General features: G+C 52.6%; 20 protein-coding genes and 1 pseudogene. 17 read left to right on the forward strand and 4 right to left on the reverse strand.

The features are described 5' to 3' along the window. Positions 1–2 precede the first annotated feature (2 nt). From GO003_RS08920 to traN, 12 genes are all read left to right on the forward strand, one after another. Entirely contained in the window at positions 3–977 is a 975-nt protein-coding gene (locus GO003_RS08920; protein ID WP_159659365.1) for a TraK domain-containing protein, read from the forward strand. Next, positions 977–2,302: a TraB/VirB10 family protein gene (locus GO003_RS08925; protein ID WP_159659366.1), complete on the forward strand. Its 1,326-nt coding sequence runs from the start codon at positions 977–979 to the stop codon at positions 2,300–2,302. The genes GO003_RS08920 and GO003_RS08925 overlap by 1 nt, the downstream gene beginning before the upstream one ends. A 67-nt stretch (positions 2,303–2,369) precedes the next feature. Continuing rightward, on the forward strand, positions 2,370–3,179 hold the full coding sequence (locus GO003_RS08930) for a DsbC family protein (RefSeq protein ID WP_231088902.1): 810 nt from the start codon (positions 2,370–2,372) through the stop codon (positions 3,177–3,179). Next, entirely contained in the window at positions 3,176–3,697 is a 522-nt protein-coding gene (locus tag GO003_RS08935; protein ID WP_159659367.1) for a TraV family lipoprotein, read from the forward strand. Before GO003_RS08930 ends, GO003_RS08935 begins: the two co-directional genes overlap by 4 nt. 156 nt (positions 3,698–3,853) lie before the next feature. Continuing rightward, entirely contained in the window at positions 3,854–4,153 is a 300-nt protein-coding gene (gene traA, locus GO003_RS08940) for a TraA family conjugative transfer protein (protein ID WP_159659368.1), read from the forward strand. 7 nt (positions 4,154–4,160) lie between these two features. Beyond that, positions 4,161–4,424 carry an RRXRR domain-containing protein gene (locus tag GO003_RS08945; RefSeq protein WP_159659369.1) on the forward strand — a complete coding sequence of 88 codons (264 nt, stop codon included), beginning with the start codon at positions 4,161–4,163 and terminating at the stop codon, positions 4,422–4,424. Then, a complete protein-coding gene (traC, locus tag GO003_RS08950; protein ID WP_159659370.1) occupies positions 4,421–6,835 on the forward strand; it encodes a type IV secretion system protein TraC in 2,415 nt (804 codons plus the stop codon). The genes GO003_RS08945 and traC overlap by 4 nt, the downstream gene beginning before the upstream one ends. Further along, positions 6,825–7,142, forward strand: coding sequence for a hypothetical protein (locus tag GO003_RS08955; RefSeq protein WP_159659371.1), 318 nt, complete (start codon positions 6,825–6,827; stop codon positions 7,140–7,142). Before traC ends, GO003_RS08955 begins: the two co-directional genes overlap by 11 nt. A 4-nt stretch (positions 7,143–7,146) precedes the next feature. Further along, on the forward strand, positions 7,147–7,686 hold the full coding sequence (gene lepB, locus GO003_RS08960; protein ID WP_231088904.1) for a signal peptidase I: 540 nt from the start codon (positions 7,147–7,149) through the stop codon (positions 7,684–7,686). A gap of 37 nt (positions 7,687–7,723) precedes the next feature. Further along, positions 7,724–8,881 (forward strand): TrbC family F-type conjugative pilus assembly protein, encoded by a 1,158-nt coding sequence (locus GO003_RS08965; protein ID WP_231088905.1) that lies wholly within the window; start codon positions 7,724–7,726, stop codon positions 8,879–8,881. Next, positions 8,878–9,909, forward strand: a complete 1,032-nt coding sequence (locus GO003_RS08970) for a TraU family protein (protein ID WP_159659373.1) — start codon at positions 8,878–8,880, stop codon at positions 9,907–9,909. Before GO003_RS08965 ends, GO003_RS08970 begins: the two co-directional genes overlap by 4 nt. A gap of 5 nt (positions 9,910–9,914) precedes the next feature. Continuing rightward, positions 9,915–12,686 carry a conjugal transfer mating pair stabilization protein TraN gene (gene traN, locus GO003_RS08975; RefSeq protein ID WP_159659374.1) on the forward strand — a complete coding sequence of 924 codons (2,772 nt, stop codon included), beginning with the start codon at positions 9,915–9,917 and terminating at the stop codon, positions 12,684–12,686. A gap of 16 nt (positions 12,687–12,702) precedes the next feature. Here traN and GO003_RS08980 read toward each other — a convergent pair. The 4 genes and pseudogenes from GO003_RS08980 to GO003_RS08995 all read right to left on the reverse strand — a co-directional run bounded on the left by GO003_RS08980 (position 12,703) and on the right by GO003_RS08995 (position 14,631). Then, a pseudogene (locus GO003_RS08980) lies at positions 12,703–12,974 on the reverse strand (HU family DNA-binding protein). Beyond that, on the reverse strand, positions 12,971–13,558 hold the full coding sequence (locus GO003_RS08985) for a hypothetical protein (protein WP_159659375.1): 588 nt from the start codon (positions 13,556–13,558) through the stop codon (positions 12,971–12,973). Before GO003_RS08985 ends, GO003_RS08980 begins: the two are co-directional and overlap by 4 nt. 9 nt (positions 13,559–13,567) lie before the next feature. Further along, positions 13,568–13,759, reverse strand: coding sequence for a hypothetical protein (locus GO003_RS08990; RefSeq protein ID WP_159659376.1), 192 nt, complete (start codon positions 13,757–13,759; stop codon positions 13,568–13,570). After that, positions 13,756–14,631 carry a WYL domain-containing protein gene (locus GO003_RS08995; RefSeq protein ID WP_159659377.1) on the reverse strand — a complete coding sequence of 292 codons (876 nt, stop codon included), beginning with the start codon at positions 14,629–14,631 and terminating at the stop codon, positions 13,756–13,758. Before GO003_RS08995 ends, GO003_RS08990 begins: the two co-directional genes overlap by 4 nt. Positions 14,632–14,807: 176 nt before the next feature. Here GO003_RS08995 and GO003_RS09000 point away from each other — a divergent pair, with 176 nt between their 5' ends. The 5 genes from GO003_RS09000 (at position 14,808) to GO003_RS09020 (ending at position 21,666) form a co-directional block, all read left to right on the forward strand. Beyond that, positions 14,808–17,867, forward strand: a complete 3,060-nt coding sequence (locus GO003_RS09000) for a BPTD_3080 family restriction endonuclease (RefSeq protein WP_159659378.1) — start codon at positions 14,808–14,810, stop codon at positions 17,865–17,867. A gap of 111 nt (positions 17,868–17,978) precedes the next feature. Then, positions 17,979–18,278: a hypothetical protein gene (locus tag GO003_RS09005; RefSeq protein WP_206444826.1), complete on the forward strand. Its 300-nt coding sequence runs from the start codon at positions 17,979–17,981 to the stop codon at positions 18,276–18,278. Further along, complete coding sequence (locus GO003_RS09010) at positions 18,275–18,556, forward strand: BrnT family toxin (protein WP_159659379.1); 282 nt, start codon at positions 18,275–18,277, stop codon at positions 18,554–18,556. Before GO003_RS09005 ends, GO003_RS09010 begins: the two co-directional genes overlap by 4 nt. Further along, positions 18,553–18,753, forward strand: a complete 201-nt coding sequence (locus tag GO003_RS09015) for a hypothetical protein (RefSeq protein ID WP_159659380.1) — start codon at positions 18,553–18,555, stop codon at positions 18,751–18,753. Before GO003_RS09010 ends, GO003_RS09015 begins: the two co-directional genes overlap by 4 nt. 3 nt (positions 18,754–18,756) lie before the next feature. Next, on the forward strand, positions 18,757–21,666 hold the full coding sequence (locus GO003_RS09020; RefSeq protein WP_159659381.1) for a site-specific DNA-methyltransferase: 2,910 nt from the start codon (positions 18,757–18,759) through the stop codon (positions 21,664–21,666). The last annotated feature ends 10 nt before the right edge of the window (positions 21,667–21,676 follow it).

Below are 21,676 nucleotides of genomic sequence, written 5' to 3' on the forward strand. Positions count from 1 at the left end.
CCATGAACAAAGTACTTCGTCTACTTCCTGTCCTGATGGCCATCAGCAGCGCCTTATCTGCCGAGGAATTACCGCTCACCGTATTACCACCGCTGAGTGCTGAGTCCGAGCGATTGCCAGCAGCTCCTTATTCCGTCACACAAGACACGCAGGATTTCGGTATTGAGCTACCCCCGGTGGCTGCCAGTGTCTTGAAAGCGGCTCAACGGCCGCTTAAGGCAACAGCGACTTCAACCAACTCGGTGGCCCCACAGCATATCCAAATCAAACCCGGCATCAACGAACTGATGCCGATTGCTGTCGGGCATTTGAATCGTTTGATTACGCCCTTCGACCATCCGGTGGTGACCACCACCAGTCAGGCCACGACCAGCACCCAAGGCAAGATTGTTTATGTGGCAACAGCCGACGAAACACCGGTGACGTTATATATCACGCCCGGCGACAACCACGACATTGCCTTATCGCTGACCTTGATCCCCAAGCGGATTCCGGCGCGGGAAATTCACCTGAGCCTGGATAAAGACAGTTATAAACTGCTGACGAAAGTCCAACAGCAAGCTCACGCATCAAGAGAAAGTGTGGGTGATCAAGAACAAGCCTACATTGCCCAGCTGAAAAAATTGTTCCGCGAGCTCGGCTTGCAACACACGCCGCCGGGTTTTTCGCTACGTAATCCATTACAGACTGAGCAACTTCGGTGCCTGCAAGACGCCCTACAGATTAACACCGGCCAGGTGCTAGAAGGCCAGGACATGCTGATTCTGGTCGGTCTAGCTCGTAATGACGGCCTGGCGCCCATCGAACTCGACGAACGCGCCTGTGCCACCACGCAAACCGAGGTATTGGCCGTCGCTGCTTGGCCCAAAGTCGTATTAGGCCAAAACGAAGCCACCGAACTGTATGTCGCGATCCGGCGTTCAGCGGACGCATCGATCGAACTCAGACCTTCGTTGTTGAGTGGAGAGCAGCACTAATGACCAACGTCAATGCCTGGTGGTCAGGCCTGAGCCCCACCGCCAAACGTAATCTGGCGGTCGGCAGTATCGGCAGCCTGTTACTGGCGACGATTATTGCCTTGGCCTGGGTATCGCCCGAAGTCGCCAAGCCCAGCAGCAAACAGGCGGTGATTCAGCATATCTTGACCGACAGCGACCCACGCTCCTTGGGGATTGACGGCATTTCCGCACAGCTGCGCGATTTGCTGCAAAAAAATGACGAGCAAGCCCGCCGCTTAACGGCCATCGAAGCACAGCAAAAGCGCGAACAGCAATCCGATGAACTGCGTTTCAAACAATGGACCACTGCCGAACGAGAAGCCTATGAAGCCAAACTGAAAGCGGTCAGCGGTGAAGTCGAATCGCTGAAAAATAAGCCGACATTACCAGCTCAAGGTAATGAGGGGCTTAAGGCTACCGATGATGGACGCCGATTCAGAGCGCCACGATCCACACTCGACCAACAGGATCTGACCCGCGTTTTCGAACACGCCACACCACCCCCCAGCTATGGCAGTGGAAACGCCTCGGCCGGACGTTCAGCACCCAACAACGCATCGCCTGCTGGATTGCAGATCAGGGTGATCAAAGCTGATAAAGCCGCCGCACCCCCTGACGGCAAGACAACAGCCGCGGCTAGTGCCAAGCACAGCGAAGTCTTTATTCCTGCTGGCAGTATTTTAACCGGGGTATTACTGAATGGTCTGGACGCACCCACCGGCAAGAAAGCCCGAAAGGAACCGATGCCGGTGCTGTTTCGCATCAAGAAGGAAGCCATTCTGCCCAACCGTTTCCATGCCGATGTGCGCGAATGTTTTCTGCTGGCCGCGGGCTTTGGCGATTTGAGTGCCGAACGGGCTTACTTTCGCGGTGAGACCTTTTCCTGTGTGCGTCAAGATGGCGGTGTCATCGAAGTACCGATGAATGCCTATGCCACCGGCGAAGACGGTAAAAACGGCGTGCGCGGCCGGGTAGTGTCCAAACAAGGTGCGTTATTAGCGCAAGCCATGATGGCGGGTTTTTTACGTGGCTTTTCCGACGCCTTCGGCCGTAACCAGATTCCGGTATTGATGACCGGTGGCTTGGGCAGTTTATCCGGCACTACCCCCTTCCAAAATGCCTTTTCCTCGCAGTCGATGGAAGGTGGCGCTTTGAAAGGCGCGGGTTATGCCATGGAGCGGCTGTCGCATTTTTACATGGACATGGCCGAAGAGATTTACCCGGTCATCGAAGTCGATGCCACCCGCCAGGTCAATTTCATCGTGCAGAAAGGCACGGCTTTGAAACTCAAAATACCCACCTAAACACCGTTACGGCCTTGATAGTGATGAAGCCTTACCTATTTTCTTACACCGACCAGGAAGCGATCTGATGCGATACCTAAACCGTTTGTATTTACTGCCATTACTGCTGTTTACTTCAGGCGTCATGGCTGCAACTCCAGCTAAGCCCAATGCCTCCGACATAGCCGCCAGTTTGTTGTCGATCAAAATCGACGGCATGCAGGATTTGCCGATTAACGGTTTGAAGATGGTCAAGATCGGTGAGCAAACCGTGTTCATGTCCAGTAACGGCCGTTTTGCCTTTTATGGTGGCAAATTGATGGATGTCTGGACCCAACAAGAGATTAAAGAGCTGGCCGATATCGACCGCATTGCCAACCGCATCGACTTGTCGCGCATGAAGCTGAATGTCGATGATTTGGGGCCGGTCACCATCGGTCATGGCAAGGAATCGGTCGTGGTGTTCATCGACCCCCGTTGTCCGTATTGTGGCAAGGTGATCAAAGACCTGGACGCCTTGCAGGACCAATACACCTTCAAGCTGGTGATGATTCCCATCTTAGGTCCTGAATCGCAAAACATCGTTGTGCAATTAGCCTGTCAGATGAGCTCAAGTGCTGCCAACGCCAAAGATGCTGTGCGTGATCGTTTGTTAAAGCAGGATTACACCGGCTTAGCCACCGAACAGCTCACCTCCTGCAATAAAGAGCCACTGCAAAAAGCCATCGTCACCGCCAAGTTATTCGATTTGAAAGGTGTGCCGTTTCTGATTGCCCCCGATGGTCGCACGCACAGTGGCGCACCTGACCTGTTAGCCGATTGGTTGACCAATAAACCCAAAACACAGGCCAGCGTTTCGTCGGCGCCGGATACTCAAAAAGCGAAGGTCAAACCATGAAACAGCTGAAATTGTTACCGCGTGGCGTCTTGCTGATCTTGTTCTTGGCCATTGCCATTGGCTCGGGTTGTGCGACCCAATACGGTTGCAAAGGCATGCCGGACCAACCGCACTGTTTGTCGACGACTGAAGCCTATGCCGTCACCCATAAGGCTCTGGTGGAAACGGCACAAGACGAAAACATAAAGGATGATAGCCACGCACTCGAACTACAGCCCCGGCAACAACCCGTCCCTAAAATCGACGACCCCACGCCGATTCGCACGCCCTCGCACGTCATGCGCATCTGGATTGCGCCCTGGGAAGATGCCGAAGGTGATTTGATGGTCTCGAACTACGTCTACACCGAACTGGAGCCCCGGCGCTGGCTGATCGGCAAAGCCGCGCCGACCTTGAGTCCGTCTTTACTGCCGTTGCAAATCGAACAACGCCTGCCGGAAAAGCCAAGTGCACGTGATCCGTTAGATACCGAGGCACGCCCCTTCCCTCTCGGTAAGGACAACGCAGACCAGCATTAACCTTAGTTAATTTCACCGTCGTGCCTTGATGGGCTTGGCGAGCAAGCAGCGGGCAACCGATTCAGAAGCTGTTTGACAGCTTCAAGTTGAGCCGGACCTTAGGTCCGAGACAGGACAGGCCACTGTCTTTTTCAAGCAACTGTGAGGGCGTTCGCCATGAAAGCATCGTATCGAACCGGAGTCTTGCTGACTTTGGTTTCTCTGTTTTTTGTTCTGTTGGCACCTGACGCCATGGCCGGTACCGGAGGTACCGAGTTCAACAATGTCTGGACCTTATTGACCGGCTGGGTTGAAGGTTTGCTCGGCCGCATCATTGCCATTGTATTCGTGATTGTCGGTCTGGTGGCCGGCGTGGTACGTGGCAGCATCATGGGCTTTGTGCTCGGTGTTGCCAGCGGCGTGGGCTTATTTGCCGCACCGACCATTATCACCAATATCGTCACGGCCACTCTTTAGGCGCGATATGTCAAACCGTACCGGCATACCTGACAACACCGAGAAGGCGGCGGGCAACCGCCGCTTACCGGTTCGACGCCTAAATCATCACACGGTGCAGGTGCAATGTCCCGCTGGCAAACCGCTCAATCCCTGTCATCCGGCCAGGGCGCGCGAGTTGTTGCGTAAAAATCGTGCGGTTCGGGTGAGCCGTTACCCCTTCACGATTCGTTTATTGACCCAGGATCAGGCCGATCGCAGGCACCGTTTATATGTACAGGAGGCCACATGAGTTCTTCCCGTTTGCCTAGCGCCGACAACCTGTTTTCTACCCTGGCCTATGACGCTGAGCATCATCTCTTTTTGCTGGCAGACAACAGTCTCGGCTTTGGCTTTATCTGTCAGCCCTTGACCGGTGCCGATCCTAGCGTTTCAGCTCGGGTCAATGTGTTATTGAATCAGGATTGGCCGACTGAAACGTTATTACAAGTCTCGTTGTGGACGTCACCCGATATCGAAGAAGCGCTGGCCGTGATGCAAACCCGGCGTTTGAAGCAGCAAAAGCCGACCTATAAAACCATGACCCAGGCCAGCATCGATTTTCTGCGGCAAGGTACCACTCAACCCCCGGAATCGATTTCGGGTGCGCGGCTAAGACGCGGCCACGTCATCGTCACGGTGAAATTGCCGATGGCCAACTCGCGCCCGAGTGAAGCCGAGATTCGCCGCGCCACCGAATTACAGCTGGCGACTCAACAATCCTTGTCTACCATTGGCTTGTGTCCCGCGGTATTGGCTAGCGATCAGTATGTGCGCGTACTCAATACGCTCCTGAATTGGTATCCCAATGCCGGCTGGAAAGACCGGGTCGTCCCCGAATGTGATCCTACTCAACTGATCCGCGATCAGCTGTTAGATTACGACAATGCCTTGCAGACCGATGAAAAAGGGCTTTGGCTGGGCAACAAACGGGTTAAAACCTTGTCCGCCAAACGCACCCCCGAGCATTTTTATTTCGGCAGCGCCAAGAGTTATTTGGGTGACATTCTGTCCGGCACCCGCGGCATTCGGCAAAATGCCTTACTCAGTCTGACCCTGCATTACCCCGATGCTGAAGCCACCCGCACCCAACAGGAAGGCATGCGGCAGTTCATCACCAACCAGGTCAACACGCCGATTGCCCGTTTTTTGCCGGTGTTGGTACAACGCAAACAGCACTTCGATGTGTTGTTCGAAGCCTATGGCGACGGTGACCGACCGATTCGCAGTTATTTTGGCGTGCTGTTGTTTTGTGACGAAGCCGAAGAAGCAGGCGCCGTATCCAATGCCCGGGTGTATTTCCGGGAGCTTGGTTTTCAGTTGCTGGAGGATAAGTATTTCTGCCTGCCGTTTTTCCTGAACTGTTTGCCGTTCGGGCCTGAGCGCTCCGCGATTGCCGATTTGAAACGCTACCGCACCCTGGCCACCCGGCATGCGATTCCGTTATTGCCGCTGTTCGGCGACTGGGCCGGTACCGGCACGCCGACCCTGAATTTTGTGTCGCGTAATGGCGAACACATGGCCGTGTCCTTATTCGACACTACCGGCAACTATAACCTGTGCATCGCCGCCGAATCGGGTAAAGGCAAATCCTTCCTGACTAACGAAATCATTGTCAGCTATTTGACCGAAGGGGCGCAGATCTGGGCCATCGATGTCGGCCGCTCCTATGAAAACCTCTGCGAGGTCTTGGAAGGCGACTTCGTCAAATTCACCCACGGCTCTAACATCTGCATGAACCCGTTCGAGATCGTGCAGAACTTCGAGGAAGAAGCCGATATGTTAGCCGGTTTGGTCAGTCAAATGGCGGCACCGACCGAGAAATTAACCGACTTTCAAACCGCAGGGCTCAAACGCATCCTCAAACAGCTGTGGACTGAAAAAGCCCAAGCGATGTCGGTCGATGACATTGCGAGGCAGCTCTGCGCCGAAACCGATCAGCGTCTAAAGGATGTCGGCGAACAGTTGTTTCCGTTTACGACCCAAGGCGAATACGGCCGCTACTTCAATGGTAAAAACAACGCCAAATTCGCCAGTGACTTTACCGTACTGGAATTGGAGGAACTCAAGGGTCGCAAGCATCTGCAGCAGGTGGTCTTACTGCAACTGATCTACCAGATCCAGCAGGAAATGTATCTGGGCGAACGCAACCGACCCAAGATCGTCATTATTGACGAAGCCTGGGATTTACTCACTGAAGGTGATGTGGCTAAGTTTATGGAGCACGGTTATCGGCGCTTTCGGAAATACGGCGGTGCGGCGGTGACGATTACCCAGTCGGTGAACGATTTATACCGCAACGCCGCAGGGCGCGCCATCGTCGAGAACTCGGCCAACATGTATCTGTTGGGACAGAAGGCCGAAGTCATCGAAGGCATGAAGCAGGATCGACGTTTGCCCTTGTCCGACGGCGGCTATGAGTTATTAAAGACCGTCCACACCCTACCCGGTGCGTATTCGGAAATCTTCTTCATTACCGAAATGGGTTCCGGTATTGGCCGCCTGATCGTGGATCCGTTTAAACGCATTCTTTTTTCCACCAAGCCTGAGGATGTCAATGCACTGAAGCAATTACGGCGGCAAGGGCTAAGTCTGGGTGACGCCATTCAACAGCTTATCGAAAGCCGGAAAGCCAAGCCACGGGAGATCAGCCGTGGCTACTAAATTGCTAGTGCTCAGTAACGTGTTAATAGCCGCCTGTTTGGGGGGCATCGGCGGCTGGCTGGCAGCGCATCAGCAACTTCAACAACCACTGGCTCGATTAAATTTGGTGACGCCGGTCTTCGTGCTGGATCGGGCCAAGCTGATTCAATCGATACCGCCCATTGCCAGTCAAGAACACATGGCCAGGATCGTCGACGATTGGCAAAGTCAGGCCAAAAAGCTGAGCGATGCCGGGTATCTCGTCATCGACGCCACGGCAGTCGTTGCGGCCCCCGAAGATGTGTATGTTCGGCAAGTGGGTAGGTAATGGCATGGACCGGCGTATGAACAAACGAGAGCAGTCTACCAAACCCGCTAAACCGCCGTTGGCACCCTTTCTGCTCAAGGCCTTGCCCCTTTTGATTCTGGTGTTGGGGGTAGAGTATTACATCGGTCAGCGCTTTCTGATCGGCGGTGACGATCAGGTCGATCGCTGTTTGCCGGACAAGTGGGTTTATCTGATCGATACCTATAACAAGGATATCTGGCGCGGCGATTTGATGGCGTTTCGGGCGGAACGCATGGAGCCGTATTTCAAAGACGGCCACGTGATCGTCAAAATCGCCGCCGGGGTCACCGGTGACTCCGTCCACGTCGATCCGCAGCACACCACGGTCAACGGCAAACCGGTCATTGATGGTTTACCGCTGGCGAAGAAACTTAACAAGCCGGTGGCGCAATTCAAACGCCATGAAACCATCCCTTTGGCCGCCTATTGGGTGACGGGGCAAACTGACAAAAGCTTCGATTCGCGGTATTGGGGCTATGTCTACGACCATCAAGTGATTGGGCGGGCCTATGCGTTGTTTTGAGCCCCCTCAATTTCCTTGGCGGAATTCGGCGGTCTGTTTGCTTTGCTGGTTCGTTGTGCAAGCGGTTCAGGCGGAAGAAGCCTGGCTGCAACGTTCTCAGGCCATCTTGCAAGCCTTGGAAGGCCAGCCTCGTCCTGGCTGGTTGAACGGTCAATCTGAACAGTTGGATGTGAAACGCCAGGCGCAACAAGTTTTAGAAACCTCGCAGGCGATCCAAACAGAGGCACTATCAATTGGATCGACAAAATTGGCCAGCGACCAGCCGATAACCCCTTCGAGCAAACCACTCACACTGCTGTTTGTCTCGTTTTCACTCGGCGATAAGGTGCTTAAAAGTATTTTCGAAGAGGCCGCAGGCCGGGATGATGTCTTGTTGGTGTTTCGCGGCCCAAAACCAGCACAAAAACTCCCCGCGTTGATGGCGGACCTCAACCGCTTGCTGAAAGACATTGATCCACTGCCGAATATCTTCATCGATCCCACGCGTTTTCAACGCTGGTCCGTGTCGTCGATACCCGCGATTGTCGTCGAAGTTGACGGGAAGCCCCGTCTACAGGTGCGCGGTGTCAGCAGCCTGGCTTGGTTGGACGAGCAGCTCAAAGCCGACAAACAGGGCGACTTGGGAACCTTGGGCGATGTCACCAAAATTGCCGAGATTGACTTCCTCGAAGAACTCAAACGCCGGATGGCCTCCATCGACTGGAAGCAAAAACAGCAACAGGCCATCGCTCGGTTCTGGGCACAGCAAAAATTTGAAGCGTTACCCACGGCTCAGGCTGATCGTAATAGAACCGTGGATATGACCATCACCGTCCCGCGCGATCTGGCGGCGCCGAACGGTCAATGGATTATCCGTGCCGGACAAACCATCAATCCCTTGGACAAGATGCCGTTTGGTTTATGCCTGATGGTGTTCGATGCTACGGTACCGGCTCAAGTTGAGCTGATTCAGCATCAGTCCTGCCAGGACAAACAGGCCCGCGTAATGTATTTGGCCACGTCGCTGCCGCGCCAGTCCGGGTGGGACAGTTTAAAGCATCTGGAAACCACGCTGAAAGCACCGGTGTATTTACTGACGCCGGATGTGCGCAGTCGTTTTCAGTTACAGCAGGTGCCGGCTGTCGTCGAACAATCAGGCAACCATCTGCTGGTTCGTGAACGAAAACTGCCCGTCTCAACAGGAGAACGGTCATGAAGCAAAGTGTTTGCCCTTGGGTTTTTGGGTTGCTGATGACGCTGGCAACCCCGCTTGTTGCCGAAACCACCACCAATAACGTCGATCCGTTGTGCTCGGATGCCGAACTGTGGTCGGGGAAACTGATTACCGATATTTGCTGGAGCTGCCTATTTCCGATTCGAGCGGCGGGTGCGTCGTTGGGCGGTGGCAATGTGCCCAGTATCGCGGCAGACGAGAAGATTTGCTTCTGCACCGATCCCAGGGGCATTCCGGAATTGGGCATGACCCTGGGCTTGTGGAATCCGGCCCGTCTGATTGAAATCGTGCGCAATCCTTGGTGTTCACCGGCCTTGGGTGGCCATAAGTTCAGTGCCTCGAATGTGCGATTGATTGCCACTACCGGCAAGGCCGACTTCGATGCCAGCGAGATGTCATTTTTCAATTATCACTACTTCGCCTTTCCGTTGACTATCCTGCTGGATCTGTTTTGGGATGGGCGTTGTAACAGCGATGGCTACCGGGATTTTGATTTGCTGTATGTCTCGGAACTCGATCCGACCTGGAACAACGATTTGTTGGCGTTTTTTACCAGTCCTGAAACGGCGTTGTTTGCCAATCCGGTGGCGATATCGGCCTGTGTCGCCGATGCCGTAGCGGCAGCCACCGGCAATCCACTCGATGCCTTGTTCTGGTGTGCCGGCGCATGGGGACATATGTATCCGCTATCCGGCATTTCGCCCACCAGTTACGGGACCGATCCGCGCATCACCAGTTTGTTGGCCACGCGAGCGACGGCCTCCTTGCATCGGCGCGGACTGGCCTGGAAAACGGCCGGTAACGAGGCTTTATGCGGCGGCTTTATCTATCCCTTCATCCCCAAGTCACAATACCGGCTATCGATGTTTTACCCGGTTGCCGAAACCGAGTCCAATCACGCCATTGGCGAGACCACGTTTAAATGGGGTGCGGGCCGCACCTATCCGGGGCCGGGTGAAGATCATCTCTATCTGCTGTGGCGGTGGGTCGACTGTTGCTCCGGGTTTTAGTCTTTATGAAACAATCACTTAACCATCAGCCACCAATAAGTAAAAGCCTGTCTGCCGTGTTGTGCATCACGATGGCCTGGACACCGTATGGCGTTTCCTGGGCGGATGCCATTCAGGCGGCGGGGCGCGATGGCCAACAACTAGGCCAGCAAGTGCTGGGCGGTTTTGCGTTTCCACTCGATACCGGCAACGGCACATTGAGCTTGAATCCAGGAACCGCTCAGGAAAGTGCCATCTCCATAGGCACGCTGTTTCCGGATACCCATAGCGCCACGACCACGGCCCAAGACTTTGCCGATCTTTATGGCAACAACCCCGGAACGATCGCAGCCGGGTTAAATGCACAGACCGCCTTGAACAGCGAAACCAGCTTCACTGGCGAAGCCTATCGGACCCTGATCGACAATGCCCACCAGTCGCACCCGGACTTACACGTCGATCCGATCTGGCAAAACGGCGACCAGGTATTCAGCAATTTCACGCCCTGGGCGCAGTCGTTTTCGGATTGCACGACCACGACGACCCAAATCGAAACTCAGCAATCGGTGCGGGTACCGGATTATCAGCTGTGTCTGCGGCAACCGACGGTACCGCAAAGCTGTACGGCGACGCATGAGGTCAGGGTCGAGCCGTTGTTAACCTTTGTGTCGGGTACCGGCGGCTTGTCGAGTTGCGGCCCCGGTTGTCTGGATGTGTACATCGGCCGAGTTGGCAATAACTATTGGTCGGCTGGTTGCGGGTTATTCATCTGGCAGGTGACGTACAATGTGCTTCATCCGGAAGCGATTACCAGTGCGCGTCTGGAGCATGTCGTTTACGACGATCAAACCCGCTTGTTTTTCGACGGTAATCTAATATACACGGGTGCCAGCGGCTGGGGTGCTTGCGAGTTGTCGAAAAGTTGGGTGGAGTATCCGAATCGGGATGTTACCTATGCCTTTAACAGCAGCGGACACAAAGTTTTCCAACAAAATACTATCGTCGGTGGCATGGGCGAAGGTTATGCGCGGATTCGGCTGCGCTATGACGTGTCGAAACTGATCACCCAGGACCAATGGCGCTGGGACGGTCCGAATTGTCAGAATCTGGCCAACGCGATTAGCGACGGCATTTGCCAAGCCGGTAGTCAATTGACGTGTAGCAACGATCCCGCCAATGCGTCAGGTTGTTACGTCGATCCGACTTCGCAGGTGATGGTCTGCGGGTCGAATTTAACCCCAGCGCCCGTGGTCGGTTCGTCGGGAATTCGCAATACCTGTATGCGTCTCCAGGCCACGGGCCACTGTGAATTGAACCACTACGGCCAGTGCTGGACGGATACTGCGGGTACGCATTGTTTGCAGCCGCCGGCGAATGGGATGCCCAGTAAAACGTGTGAGTCATTGGAAACCCAAGGCTGTTCGTTCATCAAAAGCCAATGTACCAGTGTACTCGACTCCGGTACCTGCTGGGACAGCGTCGATACTTACGACTGCGGACAAACGGTGGGCATTCCCGGCATACAAAGCAATACCCAGCAGCAATGCGTTGGGCCGATTCGTTGCATGGGGGAAGACTGCATTGCCGTCAATCGCACCCAAAGTCAGGATTTTAGTAAGGCAGTGGCGTTATTGAATAGCGCCCAGCAAATGGCGATGGATTTGCAGTGTGACTATGCCAATGCCGATTTACGACAAAAGGACCCCAGCACTTGCCAGGTATTTAAGGGTAAACCCGCCAGTTGCAAGATGGTCGGCGGTGCGCTCAGTCTGGTCGATTGCTGCGAAACGCCGTCAGGTGCGATGGGGCTAGGCCGCTATATTGATTTGCTGCTGGCCACCAGTCAGATGGACAATGCGGTGATGGCCATGGACAGCACCTCCGTGGTCAGAGGAGCCTGGGAAACCATGCGGACACCGTTCACCTTGGCCGGCGATGCCTGGAACAGTTTTCAGGCGGATTTTGCCTCGATAGTGAATGACTTGGTCGGCACCGACATGCTGAGTACCAGCGACATTGCCTCAAAAGGGCTACTCGATTCACTCAAAGGCGAATTGATGAAGTCGGTAGCGGAATGGATAGGTCAGACCTTTGGCCAGACTGCAGGTAATGCGCTGTTCAGTGCCGGTGGCCAAGCGGCATTCGATGCCGCGGGCAATCTGACACCCGCTGCACAATCGGGTGGTGTGCAATTAGGGGGTGGTGCAGCAATGGCCGGGCAATTACTGAGTACCTTGATGGCCGCTTATACGGCAGTGATGATCATCATCATGATTATCCAAATGATCTATTCCTGCGAGGAACCGGAATACGAACTGGCCGCCAAGAAACAACTGAAAGTTTGCAAGGATCTGGGTACCTTTTGCGAGAGTAAAGTATTAGGCGTCTGTATGGTCCGTAAGGAAAGTTACTGCTGTTATAACTCGCCGCTGGCCCGTATCCTCAACGAACAAATCAAGCCGCAATTGGGGATGGATTTCGGTACGCCGGAAAAACCCATTTGTAGCGGGGTCAAAGTCGCCGATCTGGACCGAATAGACTGGACGCAGGTCAATCTGGACGAATGGTTGGCCATATTGGCGCAGACCGGGCATTTACCGACCGCCGACAATGCCGCCGCCATGCTCAACCTGGATCAGCTAACCGGAAGCGGTAGCCGACTCAATCCGCAAAAATACGGGACAGCGGCAACGACTCGCCAAGATACCTTGACGCGCACCCAAGGCCGCATGACCGATTTGGATGTACCCACGGTCAAACGGCAGTCGGAACTGGAAGGCTGGGGCATGGGTCCGTAATGATGCGGCCTGAGACTTACTGAACCGCGTCTTTCAAGCCTTTACCGGCTTTGAATGATTCTAATTTGGCGGCGGCAATGGTAATCGCTTCGCCGGTTTGTGGGTTACGGCCAGCACGTTCGGCACGTTCTTTCACTTCAAAAGTACCGAAGCCAATCATCGCTACGGTATCGCCACTTTTAAGAGCGGATTGAATCGATTGGGTTATGCCATCCAATGCTCGGCCGGCATCGGCTTTGGTCAGGTTGGCGTGGCTGGCGATGGCGTCGATGGGTCGGATTTGTTCATGTTATTCCTGATGGGTTTGAACTAAACATTAAAGTATTGGTGCATTGCTTTAATGACTTTAATCCCTGGTTGCGCAGATCGTTAACTCGAAATCTGACCTGACGTAACATTTGTTGATGGCTATACAATCCCCCTTGAATGGTTAACCCTCGAACAAGGGATTCCAAGACGGTATCTGCGCGTTCCAAAAGCGGATAGAAATTGCCACCCGCTCCGGTATCCATTAACTCTTCCATGGGTTGAACATATTGGTCGTAAGCCTCCAACACTTCCCGGTATCGATAGGCTAAAGGCATGCGCTCGTCACTGGATTTAGCACGTTCTGCAACGGCTTGAATCGCATGGCTGTCCTGCTCAAGCTGCTGCAGAATTTGCCGCAGCTGCTTATCGATACGAATGGCGCCGTTTTGCAATGCAGCCATATCCCGACTTTCCATGGCTTGCTGTAGTTGCTCCAATCCCGTTTGAATGTCGACTATTCGTGCCTTCAAAATGTCGGACAAGCCCAGTTCATGTTCATGCAATAAACTATTCACAAACTGACTGACAGTTTCGATAAGTTGCAAACTATCGCTATGGGACATTGCAATCAACTATTCGTTATTAACCAATTGCTGCAAACGTTCCAGTCGCTGTTCATCGGTATCTTGCGGATACACCTTGTTTAGCACAGCTAGCAAGTCGTCTCGAGCAAAAGCAATGTGCTCTCGTCCTAAAGTAACGAGGTATTCGATCATTTCCCAATGCTTATCAAGCGCCCGAACCAGGCTACGCGGATTAATCATTGGGCAATATCCGGTGATTCGATTTCAGCCTGTTCACGATTCAGCCAAACGATTTGCTGAATCTTAGGCACTAAAGATGGTTGATCGAGATGGAGCATACGCAGCATATAAAGTCGCAACGCGCGGCGCACAATAATCTGCAGCTTACCGGACGTCATGCCAAAATCATCCGCGATCACTGCTTGTTGTTCCGGACTTAGCTCAGGATGTGGCGCGATGACAATTGTTTCAACACGATTCCAATCCGCATCGTTTTCGACAAAATGTATCGCACTATCGGCAAACTCCGGCAGGGATATGAATCGGGCCAAAACAAAATCCCGATAATCATTGTGTTCGTGGCTAAAGGCTCTGATATGCCAGCGAAAGCCGTTGAACACCAAAGTATGCGGTTCAAGAATTAACCCTATTGGTACATTTGATAACGATTGATAGTGAACTTTGATTTGGCGTTTTTCCCTTATTGCTTGATGAATCATGCGTAGAACTTGGAAATCCAGTTTGCGTGCCGGTGCACAGAGCAATTCGACACCAACTCCGGTTGGAATGATCGGTAATACCACGGACTGCCCTAAGCAACTGCCAGCTTCAATCAAACGCAAATATTCCTCGGCAGTACCGCGCATAAAGAACGGTATAAAATGTTCACTTGGGAAATAAGCCTTTTGATTCCGGTCGTAGAGCAAATTGCCTTCCGCTAGCTGGTGATAAAGCGAAAAGTCCTTAGAGGCCTGGCCACGAGAAATGCCAAACAATTGAATCAGACTGCCTGTTGTCACCCGCCCTTCCCACATGACAGTAGCCTCCAACAAAGCTAAGCGTTGTCGGGTATCCCACTTTAATTGAATGTCCGGTTGCTTGAATGAAATCATGCTATCGAGTGTATGTCATTTTTTTTGACATACCATAGCGCACACTTTATAGTTTTGTCATTAGTCTGCGCGTTAAACTTTTAGCGCCTACAATGAAGCTTCGACTGAAAATTGATAATCGAATCATTTCAAGGCCAAATACGAGTCTTCCAAACCAGTGATTGGAAAATAACAACATGGAAAACGAATTTTTCAGCAAGCCCATCCTCAATTCGCCTTACGAATATCCGGCAAGGCATTGGGAACTCGATGATAAAGGCCAACCCACGCAGCTGATTGTAGAACAACGCCGACGGGCTGAATTTATTACCCCCATCCCAAAACCCAAGAAACGGAAAGGCGCCGGTGAACAGGCTCAACTATTCGATTTTGAGGAATTTGATGCCATTTCTTCAAGCGATCAGCGTTATGACCCAACCCCAATCATCAACGAATTGCGCAAAAAGGTAGATGACTGGAGGAAACTGCCAGACGCGACGAGTTGGTTAGTTACCCCTGAAACTGCACGTTTGCTTCAGCACTGGCGCCATCATTCTTTTAATGGTGTGAAGCCGTTTTTCTGTCAGATAGAGGCCGTAGAAACGGCTATCTGGTTGACCGAAGTCGCCCCCAAGCTAGGAAAAAAAGGTAGCAAGTTCCTACAGCATTTAGAAACAGCCAACCAAAACGCCAATCCCGGACTCATGCGTTTGGCGCTGAAATTAGCCACCGGTGCTGGCAAGACGACCGTTATGGCTATGATCATTGCCTGGCAAACCGTTAATGCGGTCCGTCGCCCCGCTAGTAAAAACTTCTCGCGAGGTTTTCTCATCGTCACTCCGGGCTTAACCATTCGTGACCGGTTACGAGTACTGCAACCCAACGATCCAGACAGCTACTATCAAAGCCGAGAAATTGTGCCCAGCGACATGCTGGCCGATATCGAACGCGCAAAAATCGTCATCACCAATTACCACGCTTTTAAATTACGTGAACGGTTAGTGTTGTCAAAAGGTGGCCGTTTGTTATTACAAGGTCGCGGCGGCGAAACGCTCAGCACGCTGGAAACTGAAGGCCAAATGTTGCAGCGGGTCATGCCGGAATTGATGGGCATGAAAAATATCATGGTGCTCAATGACGAGGCCCATCACTGCTATCGTGAAAAACCCTCTCAAGACGAAGAATCCCTCAAAGGCGACGAAAAAAAGGAAGCTGAAAAAAACCGAGAAGCTGCCAGGCTTTGGATTACCGGCCTGGAAACGGCCCATCGCAAATTGGGTATACAGCGAGTGATGGATCTGTCCGCAACCCCATTCTTTCTCAGTGGCTCGGGTTATGTTGAAGGCACGCTGTTCCCCTGGGCAATGAGCGACTTTTCATTGATGGACGCAATTGAATGCGGCATCGTCAAGCTACCACGAGTGCCCGTTGCCGATAATATTCCTGGCGAAGCGATGCCCAAATTCCGCAATTTGTGGGAGCACATCGGCAAGAAAATGCCCAAAAAAGGCCGCGGACAAGGCAAAGCTTTAGACCCGTTAAGTATTCCGGTCGAATTGCAAACCGCACTGGAAGCGCTCTATGGCCATTACGAAAAAACCTACGCTCTTTGGCAAGAAAACGGCATCAAAGTGCCACCTTGTTTTATTGTGGTGTGTAACAACACCAGTACCTCGAAACTGATCTACGACTATATTTCCGGTTTCCGCCCGGAAAACCAGGATGGTTCATCCGGTTTTGTAAATGGTCGATTACCTCTTTTTCGGAATTTTGATGATCATGGTTCCCAACTCGCCCGTCCCAACACCCTGTTAATCGATAGCGAGCAGTTAGAATCCGGCGAAGCCCTGGACGATAACTTCCGAAAAATGGCAGGCGACGAAATCGAACGTTTCCGCCGCGAAATCATTGAGCGCACCGGCGACCTTAAACAAGCTGATAATTTGACTGACCAAGAACTGCTTCGCGAAGTCATGAACACCGTCGGCAAAGAAGGCCGCCTCGGCGAATCGATTCGCTGCGTCGTATCGGTTTCTATGTTGACCGAAGGCTGGGATACCAACACCGTTACCCACGTGCTTGGCGTACGTGCCTTCGGCACTCAATTACTCTGTGAGCAAGTGATTGGCCGCGCCCTTCGCCGCCAATCTTACGAACTCAATGAAGACAACCTGTTCAACGTCGAATATGCCGATGTGCTGGGCATACCGTTCGACTTCACTGCCAAACCGGTCGTCGCTCCGCCTCAGCCACCCAGACAAACAGTGCATGTCAAAGCGGTTCGTCCAGAACGTGATACCTTGGAAATTCAATTCCCCAGAGTACAAGGCTATCGGGTCGAACTCCCGGAAGAACGTCTCACCGCAGAATTCAATACCGACTCCGTCCTGGAATTGACACCTGATTTGGTTGGCCCGTCTGTCACCCAAAACGCCGGCATCATCGGCGAATCGGTGGACTTGAATTTGGTGCATACTGGCGACATGCGCATGTCCACATTGTTGTTCCATTTGACTCAACGCCTGCTGTACACCAAGTGGCGCGACCCCGGCGACGAAGCCAAACTACATCTGTTTGGCCAACTCAAACGCATCACCAAACAGTGGCTGGATACCTGCCTGGAATGCAAAGGCGGCACTTATCCTGCCCAGTTGATGTATCAAGAATTGGCGGACATGGCCTGCGAACGCATTACCGCCGCCATCACCCGATCATTGGTCGGTAATCGTCCTATCAAAGCTGTGCTTGATCCTTACAACCCCACTGGTTCAACGAATCAGGTCAGTTTTAACACGTCCAAAACCGATCGCTGGGAAACTGCTGCAAACCGTTGTCACATCAATTGGGTGGTACTCGACAGCGATTGGGAAGCGGAATTTTGCCGCGTTGCCGAAAAACATCCCAAGGTCAAAGCCTATGTCAAAAACCACAGCCTGGGCTTGGAAGTGCCGTATCGCTATGGTTCGGAAACCCGCAAATATCTGCCGGATTTCATCGTTCGCATTGATGATGGCCAGGGTGAAGACGACCTGTTGAATCTGATCGTCGAAATCAAAGGCTATCGCCGCGAGGATGCCAAAGACAAAAAAGCCACCATGGAAACCTACTGGGTACCCGGTGTGAACAACTTAAAAACCTATGGTCGCTGGGCTTTCGCCGAGTTTACCGAGGTCTATCAAATCGAAACCGACTTCGAAGCCAAAGTCGAAGCCGAATTTGCCAAGCTATTGGACGTAGTTAGTCAGGGCCAAAATTGATATGTATAGATTTTGCCACTTTGCTATACATGTCCCGGTAGATATGCATAAAAAACAACGCTTTTTTAAGTGTTCAGGATTAGCTCTCAACTTAAATTTCAAGCAAAGATCATGAAAACCGATTTAATTCACAACCTCACCGAGAATTTTGAAGCCCACGCGCAACAAGCCGACAAAGGTATTGAATTTTGGCTAGCCCGAGATTTGCAATTTCTTCTAGGTTATAGCAACTGGGATAATTTCTTGAACGTTATTTCCAAAGCCAAAATAGCCTGTGAGGTATCAGAGCACAACGTCTGCGACCATTTTGCCGACGTCGGGAAAATGGTCGACCTCGGCTCAGGCAGCCAACGGGAAATCAATTTTGCTTGCCCAATTTTTGCAGAAACTGAAGTGGGTAACTATCAATGAAATTCGAATGGGATGAAAACAAAAACAGAGCTAACATCCAAAAGCACGGTGTCGATTTTCGGGATGCCGTTTATGTGTTCGCTGATCACTGGGCTTTGAGCATACCCGATGATTATGCCGAAGACGAAGAGCGTTGGCTTTTGCTAGGCATGAACCTAAAAGAACAAGTGCTATTGGTTGTACACACTTTTCGTGGCGAGGATGTGACCCGAATTATTTCTGCCAGAAAAGCCACACAGAGAGAAAAATCGACCTACTTACAGAGGGCAAAACGATGAAAGATGAATACGACTTTACCAATGCCGAACAAGGTAAATTTTACGTGCCAATCGAAGAAATTCAGATGCCGATTTACTTGGATCAAGATGTATTGCAGTACGTCAATCAGAAATGCGATTTTGACGCCGAGCGTATTCGGAACTTGATCAATGACTGGTTGCGGAAAGATATAGAGATAGCGAAGCGGATTAGTTAGGACATGGCCAAAGATACCAGCAAACTTAGCGTCGAAACCCTGACCCACGACGACGCCACCCGCAAAAACATTCCCACCGCCGAATACCAATCGGTGATGGCCAAGGACGAGCAAAACCCGATTCGTTTGGCCTATGAGCGCCGGAACCGCGACCTCGATCCACAACTGGTTTGGCGCGGTAAAGACGAACAGGACTGGTCGGATTTGATTGTGCATGCACCGCCGCTGTATATCCAGGAAAAAGTCCATCCCAAGGTGTTGATTGACGATTTGCTTAAACACCCCTCGCCCTCCGGGAGAGGGGCCGGGGGAGAGGGCGAACAAATCGATCTGTTCAACGACTTCAATGGCCTGCCGGACACCAACGCCAAAACCGAGTTTTACCGCCACGACGCCCACTGGACCAATCGCATGATTCTGGGCGACAGCCTGCAAGTCATGGCCAGCTTGGCCGAGCGCGAAGGCTTGCGCGGCAAGGTGCAGTGTATTTATTTCGATCCACCGTACGGCATCAAATTTAATTCCAACTTCCAGTGGTCCACCACCAGCCGTGATGTCAAAGACGGCAACACCGACCACATCACCCGCGAGCCGGAACAAGTCAAAGCCTTTCGCGATACCTGGCGCGACGGCATTCATTCCTATCTGACTTATTTGCGCGACCGCCTGACCGTGGCGCGGGATTTGTTGACCGATTCCGGGTCGATTTTTGTGCAGATTGGCGATGAAAACGTCCATTTAGCACGTTCATTGTTGGAAGAGATATTTGGTAAGTCGAATTTTATCAGTCAAATCACCATTGCTAAGACGGCGGGAGCAACGTCAGAACTGCTGCCTGGAATCTCCGATTACATCATCTGGTTCGCAAAGAACTTGGAATTAGTTAAGTACCGACAAGCATTTCAAGACAAGACTGGTCCCGAGAGCGGAGCAGGAGAGTATAAGTACGTGTTGGAGTTCGATGGCACAATGAGGCCTCTGACTCGCGATGAGAAAGGTGGCAAACCATTACCGGCGAACGCTCACCTTTACCGACCAAGCGCAACTACATCGCAGCGCCCCCCTGGAAGTGCCCCCTTTGTATACCGGGGCGTTGTTTTTAAACCTGGTCCGGCTCAATTTTGGAAGACAAGTATTTCCGGTTTAACAAGACTTGGCCTTGCGGGGCGGCTGATTCCTAGAAAGGCTTCGATCTCTTATATGAGAATGTTAAATGATTTTCCTGTCATGCCAATCAACAATCTCTGGCTTGATACCCGCTGGGGATTTGATGCGCAGGACAAGAGATATGTAGTCGAGACTAATACAAAGATATTGTCGCGATGTATCGGTATGGCTTCTGATCCCGGCGACCTAGTCCTTGATCCGACTTGCGGCTCCGGCACCACTGCCTATGTCGCTGAACAATGGGGCCGCCGCTGGATCACCATTGACACGTCCCGCGTCGCATTAGCCCTTGCCCGCGCCCGCATCATGGGTGCACGCTATCCGTATTATCTACTAGCCGACAGTCCGGAAGGTCAACGGAAGGAAGCCGAAATCACCCGCAGCATGCCATCCAGTCAGCGCACCAGCGGCAATATCCGCCACGGTTTTGTCTACGAGCGTGTGCCGCATATCACGCTGAAAGCCATCGCCAACAACGCCGAAATCGATGTCATTTGGGATAAGTTTCAGGAAAAACTGGAACCGCTACGCGAACAGCTCAACACAATTCTTGTAGGATGGGCTGAGGCACGAAGCCCATCAATCGCGATCGATGCGTCGAATGTTGGGCTTCGCTCCCGCTCAGCCCAACCTGCGTCATTCAAACCTTTTGAGGAATGGGAAATTCCTCGCGAAGCCGATGCTAATTGGCCGGACACCGCAAAACAAATACATGCAGAGTGGTGGAAATACCGCATCGCCCGCCAGCAGGAAATCGACGCCTCGATCGCCGCCAAAGCCGATTCCGAATACTTGTACGACAAACCCTACGAAGACAAGAAAAAAGTCCGCGTCGCCGGTCCGTTCACCGTCGAAAGCTTGTCACCGCATCGGGTTCTGACGGTCGATGAAAACGACGATTTGATCGATGGCGTGGCCCAATCCAATGCCGAATACCGCGAAGAACGCGACTTCGTGCAAATGATTCTGGAAAATCTGAAAACCGCCGGGGTTCAGCAAGCGCATAAAACCGACAAAATCGACTTCACGTCGCTTTCGCCTTGGCCCGGCGAACTGATCTGCGCCGACGGCCGCTACATGACTCCCTCTCCCCTGGAGGGAGAGGGCTGGGGTGAGGGGGAAATAGAAAAACGCGCCGCCATTTTCATCGGCCCTGAATTCGGCACGGTATCACGCCCCGATTTAGTCGCCGCCGCTCGCGAAGCCGGTGATGCCGGTTTCGACGTACTGATCGCTTGCGCCTTTAATTACGATGCCCATTCTTCGGAATTCGACAAACTCGGGCGCATCCCGGTGTTAAAAGCCCGGATGAACGCCGACCTGCACATGGCCGACGACCTGAAAAACACCGGCAAAGGCAATTTGTTCGTGATCTTCGGCGAACCGGACATCGACATCCTGGACGCCAAAGACGACAAGATTCAAGTCAAAGTCAACGGTGTAGATGTGTTCCACCCCAACACCGGCGAAGTCCGCAGCGACGGCGCCGAAGGCATCGCCTGCTGGTTCATCGACACCGACTACAACGAAGAAAGCTTCTTCGTCCGCCACGCCTATTTCCTCGGCGCCAACGATCCTTACAAAGCCCTGAAAACTACCCTCAAAGCCGAAATCAACGAAGAAGCCTGGGCTACGCTGAACAGTGACACGTCAAGACCATTCGACAAACCAAGATCCAGGCGGATTGCGGTGAAAGTGATTAATCATCTTGGGGATGAGGTTATGAAAGTGTTTAGGGTATGCTGAGGAAAATGAA

This window comes from Methylicorpusculum oleiharenae (assembly GCF_009828925.2).
In the GTDB taxonomy this organism is placed as follows: Bacteria; Pseudomonadota; Gammaproteobacteria; order Methylococcales; family Methylomonadaceae; genus Methylicorpusculum; species Methylicorpusculum oleiharenae.

What these genes read in the sequence shown, in the direction of transcription:
- GO003_RS08935 (WP_159659367.1), top strand. Translation starts at nt 3,176, where the DNA reads ATGAAACAGCTGAAATTGTTACCGCGTGGCGTCTTGCTGATCTTGTTC.
- GO003_RS09020 (WP_159659381.1), top strand. Translation starts at nt 18,757, where the DNA reads ATGGCCAAAGATACCAGCAAACTTAGCGTCGAAACCCTGACCCACGAC.
- traA (WP_159659368.1), top strand. Translation starts at nt 3,854, where the DNA reads ATGAAAGCATCGTATCGAACCGGAGTCTTGCTGACTTTGGTTTCTCTG.
- traC (WP_159659370.1), top strand. Translation starts at nt 4,421, where the DNA reads ATGAGTTCTTCCCGTTTGCCTAGCGCCGACAACCTGTTTTCTACCCTG.
- traN (WP_159659374.1), top strand. Translation starts at nt 9,915, where the DNA reads ATGAAACAATCACTTAACCATCAGCCACCAATAAGTAAAAGCCTGTCT.
- lepB (WP_231088904.1), top strand. Translation starts at nt 7,147, where the DNA reads ATGGACCGGCGTATGAACAAACGAGAGCAGTCTACCAAACCCGCTAAA.
- GO003_RS08930 (WP_231088902.1), top strand. Translation starts at nt 2,370, where the DNA reads ATGCGATACCTAAACCGTTTGTATTTACTGCCATTACTGCTGTTTACT.
- GO003_RS08920 (WP_159659365.1), top strand. Translation starts at nt 3, where the DNA reads ATGAACAAAGTACTTCGTCTACTTCCTGTCCTGATGGCCATCAGCAGC.
- GO003_RS09010 (WP_159659379.1), top strand. Translation starts at nt 18,275, where the DNA reads ATGAAATTCGAATGGGATGAAAACAAAAACAGAGCTAACATCCAAAAG.
- GO003_RS09000 (WP_159659378.1), top strand. Translation starts at nt 14,808, where the DNA reads ATGGAAAACGAATTTTTCAGCAAGCCCATCCTCAATTCGCCTTACGAA.
- GO003_RS08945 (WP_159659369.1), top strand. Translation starts at nt 4,161, where the DNA reads ATGTCAAACCGTACCGGCATACCTGACAACACCGAGAAGGCGGCGGGC.
- GO003_RS09005 (WP_206444826.1), top strand. Translation starts at nt 17,979, where the DNA reads ATGAAAACCGATTTAATTCACAACCTCACCGAGAATTTTGAAGCCCAC.
- GO003_RS08970 (WP_159659373.1), top strand. Translation starts at nt 8,878, where the DNA reads ATGAAGCAAAGTGTTTGCCCTTGGGTTTTTGGGTTGCTGATGACGCTG.
- GO003_RS09015 (WP_159659380.1), top strand. Translation starts at nt 18,553, where the DNA reads ATGAAAGATGAATACGACTTTACCAATGCCGAACAAGGTAAATTTTAC.
- GO003_RS08995 (WP_159659377.1), bottom strand. Translation starts at nt 14,631, where the DNA reads ATGATTTCATTCAAGCAACCGGACATTCAATTAAAGTGGGATACCCGA.
- GO003_RS08925 (WP_159659366.1), top strand. Translation starts at nt 977, where the DNA reads ATGACCAACGTCAATGCCTGGTGGTCAGGCCTGAGCCCCACCGCCAAA.
- GO003_RS08985 (WP_159659375.1), bottom strand. Translation starts at nt 13,558, where the DNA reads ATGTCCCATAGCGATAGTTTGCAACTTATCGAAACTGTCAGTCAGTTT.
- GO003_RS08990 (WP_159659376.1), bottom strand. Translation starts at nt 13,759, where the DNA reads ATGATTAATCCGCGTAGCCTGGTTCGGGCGCTTGATAAGCATTGGGAA.